7 protein-coding genes and 1 pseudogene are annotated in these 7,156 nt (G+C 42.0%); 6 read left to right on the top strand and 2 right to left on the bottom strand.

The window, feature by feature from the left end:
- Nucleotides 1-175 precede the first annotated feature (175 nt).
- Entirely contained in the window at nt 176-484 is a 309-nt protein-coding gene (locus tag TT11_RS16270) for a hypothetical protein (protein ID WP_261871163.1), read from the top strand.
- Between the two features lie 37 nt (nt 485-521).
- On the opposite strand, the gene TT11_RS16275 is transcribed toward TT11_RS16270, so the two are convergent.
- Nucleotides 522-782, bottom strand: a complete 261-nt coding sequence (locus TT11_RS16275; RefSeq protein WP_261871164.1) for a DUF1289 domain-containing protein — start codon at nt 780-782, stop codon at nt 522-524.
- Nucleotides 783-969: 187 nt separating this feature from the next.
- Between TT11_RS16275 and TT11_RS16280 the strand changes: the two genes are divergently transcribed.
- The 3 genes and pseudogenes from TT11_RS16280 (at nt 970) to TT11_RS16290 (ending at nt 4,495) form a co-directional block, all read left to right on the top strand.
- A complete protein-coding gene (locus TT11_RS16280; RefSeq protein WP_261871165.1) occupies nt 970-1,638 on the top strand; it encodes a YqiA/YcfP family alpha/beta fold hydrolase in 669 nt (222 codons plus the stop codon).
- A gap of 110 nt (nt 1,639-1,748) precedes the next feature.
- Nucleotides 1,749-3,634: pseudogene (gene parE, locus TT11_RS16285) on the top strand (DNA topoisomerase IV subunit B).
- Nucleotides 3,635-3,799: 165 nt separating this feature from the next.
- Nucleotides 3,800-4,495: a lysophospholipid acyltransferase family protein gene (locus tag TT11_RS16290; RefSeq protein WP_057762140.1), complete on the top strand. Its 696-nt coding sequence runs from the start codon at nt 3,800-3,802 to the stop codon at nt 4,493-4,495.
- A 245-nt stretch (nt 4,496-4,740) separates the two neighbouring features.
- Here TT11_RS16290 and TT11_RS16295 read toward each other — a convergent pair whose 3' ends face one another.
- On the bottom strand, nt 4,741-5,457 hold the full coding sequence (locus TT11_RS16295; protein ID WP_261871166.1) for an SDR family NAD(P)-dependent oxidoreductase: 717 nt from the start codon (nt 5,455-5,457) through the stop codon (nt 4,741-4,743).
- A gap of 298 nt (nt 5,458-5,755) precedes the next feature.
- Between TT11_RS16295 and TT11_RS16300 the strand changes: the two genes are divergently transcribed.
- Together TT11_RS16300 and TT11_RS16305 are read left to right on the top strand one after the other, a co-directional pair.
- On the top strand, nt 5,756-6,475 hold the full coding sequence (locus TT11_RS16300) for a DUF3570 domain-containing protein (RefSeq protein ID WP_261871167.1): 720 nt from the start codon (nt 5,756-5,758) through the stop codon (nt 6,473-6,475).
- Nucleotides 6,414-6,860 carry a hypothetical protein gene (locus tag TT11_RS16305; protein WP_261871168.1) on the top strand — a complete coding sequence of 149 codons (447 nt, stop codon included), beginning with the start codon at nt 6,414-6,416 and terminating at the stop codon, nt 6,858-6,860. Before TT11_RS16300 ends, TT11_RS16305 begins: the two co-directional genes overlap by 62 nt.
- Nucleotides 6,861-7,156 lie beyond the last annotated feature (296 nt).

Consider the following 7,156-nt stretch of genomic DNA (forward strand, 5'->3'; position numbering starts at 1 on the left):
CGCGCGGTTTGGTGACGGATCTACTGATTTCAGTCTAATTTATTCTAGCAAGCGTATTGCAGTATTGATTATAGAAAAACTTGAAGGTATGCTATTTTCTATTAGAAGCGCTTATAACTTGTAGAAAGCACTATATTAAAGACAAAGCCGTCATTAGACTAATAAGGAAGTATGCGTGTCGATTTGGTTGCTAGTTCTAATATCATTTTTGCATATTACTATTGGCGGGGCTTTTGCTTTTGGGTTTCTTTTTTATATATGTGCAGAGGGAAGCCCAAGCTTAACCAAAATTGAGAATAATATTCTCTTTACCTTGTTGATTGGATATGCAGCTTCACTTGTAATCAGTGTTGGAATGGCTGTTTATTTTTACGTATTTACTACTAGCGATTTATATTATTGGTGTTTCGCCATACCGTGGGGACTACTGATTCTACTGTTAGGTTATTGGGCATATATTTTAGCGAAATTTAACGCATTTTGAGGGTACTATTAGCATGTCTGGCGTGATTAATTACTTCTTAAAATAACTCACCTATCTCAGGTATCTCCTCAAAATCAAATCCTAACTGTTCATATTTACGCTGTCTCATTTGTTCTATACGCAGCTTACGTCCTGCGATAAGCCTTAGCACCTCGCGTTGCTGCTCTGTCGTCATGTCATGCCATCGCTGGCGCTCAGTTCGACTACGCAGGCAACCAAAGCAATAACCCTTCTTATTGCTTTGACAAAGACCAATACATGGATTGGCAATCTCGAACAGTTCAAACTGTTGATTCATGACTCCTCCATAATGACTACCGTCATTCCTTTGACCTGCATAAAATCACTGTACAATTTTATTATGTCGCAAATACTGACTAATAGTGTGCCATTTTATTGTTATTATTTCCGTCTAGCGGGTGCTATGCTTAGCTTTGATAGCCTTTATAAGATAATCATAACAAAATTAATAAGTGAGATGATACGTGAACTTGATTTATATCCATGGATTGGACAGTGATGCCAACTCGACCAAAGGGATGTTGTTAGAAAAATATTGCCAGCTTCATTATCCTGATATTGATGTGCTGCGTCCTGATTTAAATAAAACCCCTGCGCAAGTGTGTGAGCAACTACTGTCTTTAATCAAAGCGCTAAATGATACTGAAGATGGAAAATCAGCAGATAAGCAGACTGAGTTATCAAATACGGTATTAATCGGCAGCTCATTGGGTGGCTATTTTTCTACTTTGATAAGCAATCAGATAGGTTGCCCAGTTTTATTGCTTAACCCCAGTATCCAGCCCCATATCACTTTACAGCGTTTCTCTAATAAACCTGTATCAAGTCAAGATAACTTAAATGAGTCATCTACTAGCAAAGTCCTGCATACGACAGCGGGTGGCTGGAGTATTACGCCTGCAGATTTACAGTGGCTTGCAGATAATCAGCTGTTATCAGTAAATTATCCTAATAAAGTTGCTGTACTGCTAAAAGAAGGCGACGAGCTATTAAATTCTGAATTGTCTAAAAATTTTTATCAAAGTCATGGCGCATCGGTAACGGTGCAAGTAGGTGGCGATCATCGCTTCAGTGATTTTAATGATCAGCTGCCAATGGTGATGAATATCTTACAGAATTTAGTACAAGCCTAAATAGACGACATTATATGACGTAAGCGATGGAGTATTAACGTTAACGTCGCTATTTTTCGTTATAATGGTTTAATAGAATTAAACGCACGCGAACAGTTAAGGATGCATTTGTGAGTCAATATAATGCGCAATCGTTAGAAGTTTTAGAAGGTCTTGATCCAGTCCGTCGTCGTCCGGGTATGTATACCGACACCACGCGCCCGAATCATTTGGCGCAAGAGGTCATTGATAACTCAGTTGATGAAGCGTTAGCTGGTTATGCTAAAACCATCAAGGTGCAATTGCATAGTGATGGATCGTTGTCTGTCGAAGATGACGGGCGCGGTATGCCAACTGATATTCACCCTGAGTTTGGTCAATCTGGTATTGAGCTGATTTTGACCCGCTTGCATGCAGGTGGAAAGTTTTCGACCTCTAATTACGAAGTGTCAGGTGGTCTGCATGGTGTGGGTATCTCTGTCGTCAATGCGCTATCAACCCGCGTTGAAGTGACGGTATGGCGTGATAGCACACAGTTTGATATGGCATTTGAAAATGGTGCACCAGTTACGCCATTAACTGAAGCAGTCAGCTCAAACAAGCGCAAACGTGGCACCAGAGTACACTTTTGGGCAGATGGTAGTTTCTTCGATACGCCCAAATTTAATGTAAAACAGCTCAAGCATAATTTAAAAGCAAAGGCTGTTCTGGCCGCTGGACTGACGATTGAATTCACTGACGATATCAATGATGAAAAGGTCGTTTGGCAGTTTACGGATGGGGTAGTCGAGTATCTAAGCGAACAACTAGATGGTTTGGAAACATTGCCTGAAGCGCCGTTTTATTATAATTACGATGCGAAAGCGGGCGAACGAGCAGCTATTACCTTTGCCTTATCTTGGTTGCCTGATGGTGGTACGCCTATTCAAGAAAGCTATGTGAACCTGATTCCGACAGCTCAAGGCGGTACGCATGTCAATGGACTACGTACAGGCATCTTAGAAGCACTACGTGAGTTCTGCGATATTCATAATTTGCTACCACGTAGTGTGAAGCTAACCGCAGAAGACGTCTGGGATGGGGTGAATTATATCCTGTCTCTGAAGTTCTCTGAGCCACAGTTTTCTGGACAGACCAAAGAGCGTTTATCTAGCCGTGAAGCGGCGGGCGCTGTACAAACATTGGCAAAAGATGCCTTTAGCCTATGGTTAAACCAGCATGCGGACATAGGCACCCAAATCGCTGAACTGGCGATTAATAAAGCAGGTCGTCGTCTAAAATCGGCCAAAAAAGTCGCTCGTAAAAAGATTACTCAGGGACCGCATTGCCTGGTAAATTGGCAGACTGCCGTGGTGATTTACGTGATGGCGCTGAGCTGTTCTTAGTAGAGGGTGATTCTGCGGGTGGTAGTGCTAAGCAAGCAAGAGATCGTCATTATCAGGCCATACTACCTCTACGTGGCAAAATCCTAAATACGTGGGAAGTATCATCAGATACGGTGCTATCAAGCCAAGAGATTCATGATATTGCCATTGCTATCGGTGTGGATCCTGCCTCTGACGATTTGTCCGAGCTACGTTACGACAAGATATGTATCTTAGCGGATGCTGACTCTGATGGACTGCACATTGCGACATTGATCTGCGCTTTGTTTGTGAAGCATTTCCCTGCACTAGTGGATGCAGGGCATCTATTTGTGGCCATGCCGCCCTTGTATCGAGTAGATGTAGGTAAAGAAGTTCACTATGCACTGGATGAACCAGAGCTTGCACATATCTTGGCTAACGTACCGGGCAATAAAAAAGCTCAGATTACACGCTTTAAAGGGCTTGGTGAAATGAGCGCTGAGCAATTACGTGAGACGACGATGAGCCGTGATACACGCCGCCTAGTACAGTTAGATATGGATGACATGGTACTAACCAATAGCGTGATGGATATGCTACTGGCTAAGAAACGTGCCTCTGATCGTAAGTCGTGGCTTGAGAGCAAAGGTGATTTGGCCGATATTTCTTAAGAATTAGCAATGAATCTAAAGAAATATGGGTGCAGAATATCGTAATAGGTCATTACTTATATTTATGGCTAAACGATCTATCACATAATAAAAGCACGCAAAATTCAGCCTAGCCACAAAGGCTTAATGGTATTATGTCAGTACCTTTCATTATATTGTGCTGTCATGATACCGAAGATTTTTAACCGTTCTAAGTCTGTTGTTTCTAAACCTGCGCGCTCCAAAGTACTCCCAAAACTTAGCAAAAAGCATTTGGGAGACAAGGTTCCAAAGCGTGGCAACAAGTTTGCGCCTGTTATTGCATCCGCGCTGTTAAAGGCATCAGGTTGGCGTACGGTAGGCGAGATTCCAAATATCTCACAAGCTGTAGTGCTTGCTCTACCACATACTTCTAATGTGGATGGTATTTATGCGATTCCAAGTCTGTTTGCATTAGATATCAAAATCAGCATTATGGGCAAGCACACGCTATTTAAAGTTCCTGTGTTTGCACAGTTATTAAATTGGATAGGGGTTATTCCTATCGATCGTGGTAATAAAGGCTCTGTACTGCAAGCCAGTATTGATAAGTTCAAAACTGGTGAACCATTATTTTTAGGATTATCACCAGAGGGGACACGGCAATATACTGAGTCGTGGAAAACAGGCTTTTATTATTTAGCAGTGGGTGCTGGTGTACCGATTTTACCAGTGGCGATGGACTACAATACTAAAGAAATACGGTTCATGTCGCTGGTTTATCCTACAGGTGATATCGAAGCAGATTTACCAAAAATATATTCTCAATATAAAGGGGTGCTACCAAGACACCTTGAGCGTTTGTCGCAGCCACTACAAGACATCAATAATGCAGCTGAATAAGTTAAATGGTATAAATATTAGTTCAATTAGTTAAGTTAAAATCACTGGTTGTATGACAGGTACGAAAACTCAGAGCTGTCTACAACTAAGTTCTAATAATTTATATTGAAAAAGCCCCTGATATCATCATATCAGGGGCTTTTTTTTGAGTAATATTTGAATGTTTATCAGTGCAAAAGTCTAAAACTGTGGTTGGCCGTTAGAGGCACTAACACCGCCATCGACAGGCAGATTGACACCAGTAATCATGGAGCGTCATCACTTGCTAAGAAGGTAATGGCAGCGGCGATATCCTCTGGGGTTGCCAAACGTCCAAGCGGACAGCGAGCTAAGAATTTATCCGTCTTAGATTCATTGTCTTGGATAGCCGTAGTCATATCGGTTTTGGTGACACTTGGATTAACCGCATTAACACGAACACCATCTGAACCATGATCCAATGCCAATGTGCGGGTTAAATTGGTCACACCCGCTTTAGCGGCATTGTAAGCAGCCATATTCCAGTCACCACCTACGCCCGAGAGCGATGAGATATTGACGATGTTGCCCTTTGATGCAATTAAGTGAGGCATAGCCGCTTGAGAGACGTAAAAAGTCCCGTTTAGATTCACATCGATAGCAGAGCGCCAATCATCAGCAGATAGTTCTGTGATCTTACCTTGGGTTGCTTTGCCAGCATTGTTTACCAAGATATCAATTTTGCCAAATTTGTCGATAGCGCGCTCAACCATCTCTTGTACTTGGCTTTGGACACTGATATCGCATGTAATAATAAGGTAATTATCGGTATGAATCCAAGTACGATCTTGTGGCAACTCTTTGGCAGTTTCTTCTAGTGTTGCTGCCGTACGTCCTACTAGAACCACGCTAGCGCCTTCCTCGGCAAAGCGAATAGCAGTCGCACGGCCAATACCAGAACCTGCACCCGTTACAACGACGGTCTTTTCTTTAAAACGCTTCATAATGTTTAATCCTTATTATTATATAATAGTCATTAAAGTTTCGATGATTAAAAATTCAACGACTATGGTTTCGATAAATACAACTAAGTACAGTTTGTCATCCATAAACTTGCACGCAAGCAATACTGCTTTGATATCATCATAACAAGTGATTGCCTTGAAAGCGACTGTCTCTGATAGTGCTTATGTAGCATAATTTTGCATCATTCAAATATTTGTAATACGCGGTAATGATGTCGTTATTATTATGAGCTGGCATGTGCGATATTCACCATACGATAATAGAAGGTTGGAACTTGTGTCCCATTCGATTACTACTATGCCCGACTGGGGCTATTTGACGACTGAGCTAGTCAGTTATTTACAAGCAGATGCTATGGCTGTGACATTGGCAGGCATGCATACAATTGAACATGAATACAATGCTCAGTATATCGCTCGTCACTATCAGTATCAGTTACCACTTGGCAAGCTACAGCTGTTGGAACTGACACTATATCTACCCTATGATACAGAATCAGCTGATATTGAGGCTGTACGCATGACTGCGGTCAAGTCAGCACTTACATGGTACAAGCCATTATCATCTCAAAATGAAGCCAATGCTTCAGTTGGTTATGAAGCCATGATTTTTGATATTCAGCTTGTCGGAGGGGGTAGCAGTCTTAATCGAGGTTATAACGGTGACAGTGCAAACAATTCAAACAGTGCTCTACAGCGACTTAAACACAATTTTGGTGTTCGTTACTTTTTAGAGGACTTAGTTGTCGATATGAGCGAAAGCATGCAGCAGCTACAAGTATTTAGCTGGGACGACTGGTACTCGATAGCAGCAGCAGTACGCACCCCATGTGAATTATGGCGTTTCTTAGCTTATCATTTAGAACAGCTGCAGCAGTCGGCCGTAAATCATATTCCAAGTTTCGAGTCAGAAGACGCTTTGGTTGAGCGTTTTTTTGCAAAGTCCAGACCCGTTTGCTCCTGCCATTGTAGTCGACAATGCGCTCATCAAAAATGAAGTACAAGACGAACCTAACTCAGCACTGGTCGCCATCACACTTGCCTACAAAAACCAAAGTTCAACTGCTCAAATGTACCATCAGCATATGATACAAGCAGCCACGATATGGTCTCAGCTAAGTATGCAGATGATAGATACGTATGGTAAAAAGCACGCAGCTAATAATGACGACCAAACAGGAATACCGCTCGCTCACTGGCAACAACAACTGCTAGATGAGTCTTTGTTTTCACGTCACGAGCTTATTCGTACGCTATATAGACACCCTAAACAAAGCGCAGCACTGCAAAAAGATGGCTACGTCGTACATCAACATTCTTATGAAAGTTTGGGACGACATTATGTACTGGTTTTTTTATGGTCAGGAGTCAAAGGGTCCTAATAGCAAAGCCGCTGTCCAACCAAAGCTAGCAAAGATTGCACAGGACGTTGCCACACGTTTGCCAATTATTGAACTACATCATGTAGTTGTGCTTGGTATCGAGTTTATCACTGAGAATAATGAGAATTTTTTTCGATATTGATTTGTGGATTCAGCCAGTTGATGCGATGACTCAAAGGGAGCGCCAACTTACTAAGCAAATGCAGAAACTAAAACAACAGGAGTTAGATAAGCAAAATACGCCAGCTGCTAGTAGCGTGGAAGATGGTAAACCTACAAAGGCGCAAAAAGAAAAA

It is taken from the genome of Psychrobacter sp. JCM 18901 (assembly GCF_000586435.1).
GTDB lineage: Bacteria > Pseudomonadota > Gammaproteobacteria > Pseudomonadales > Moraxellaceae > Psychrobacter.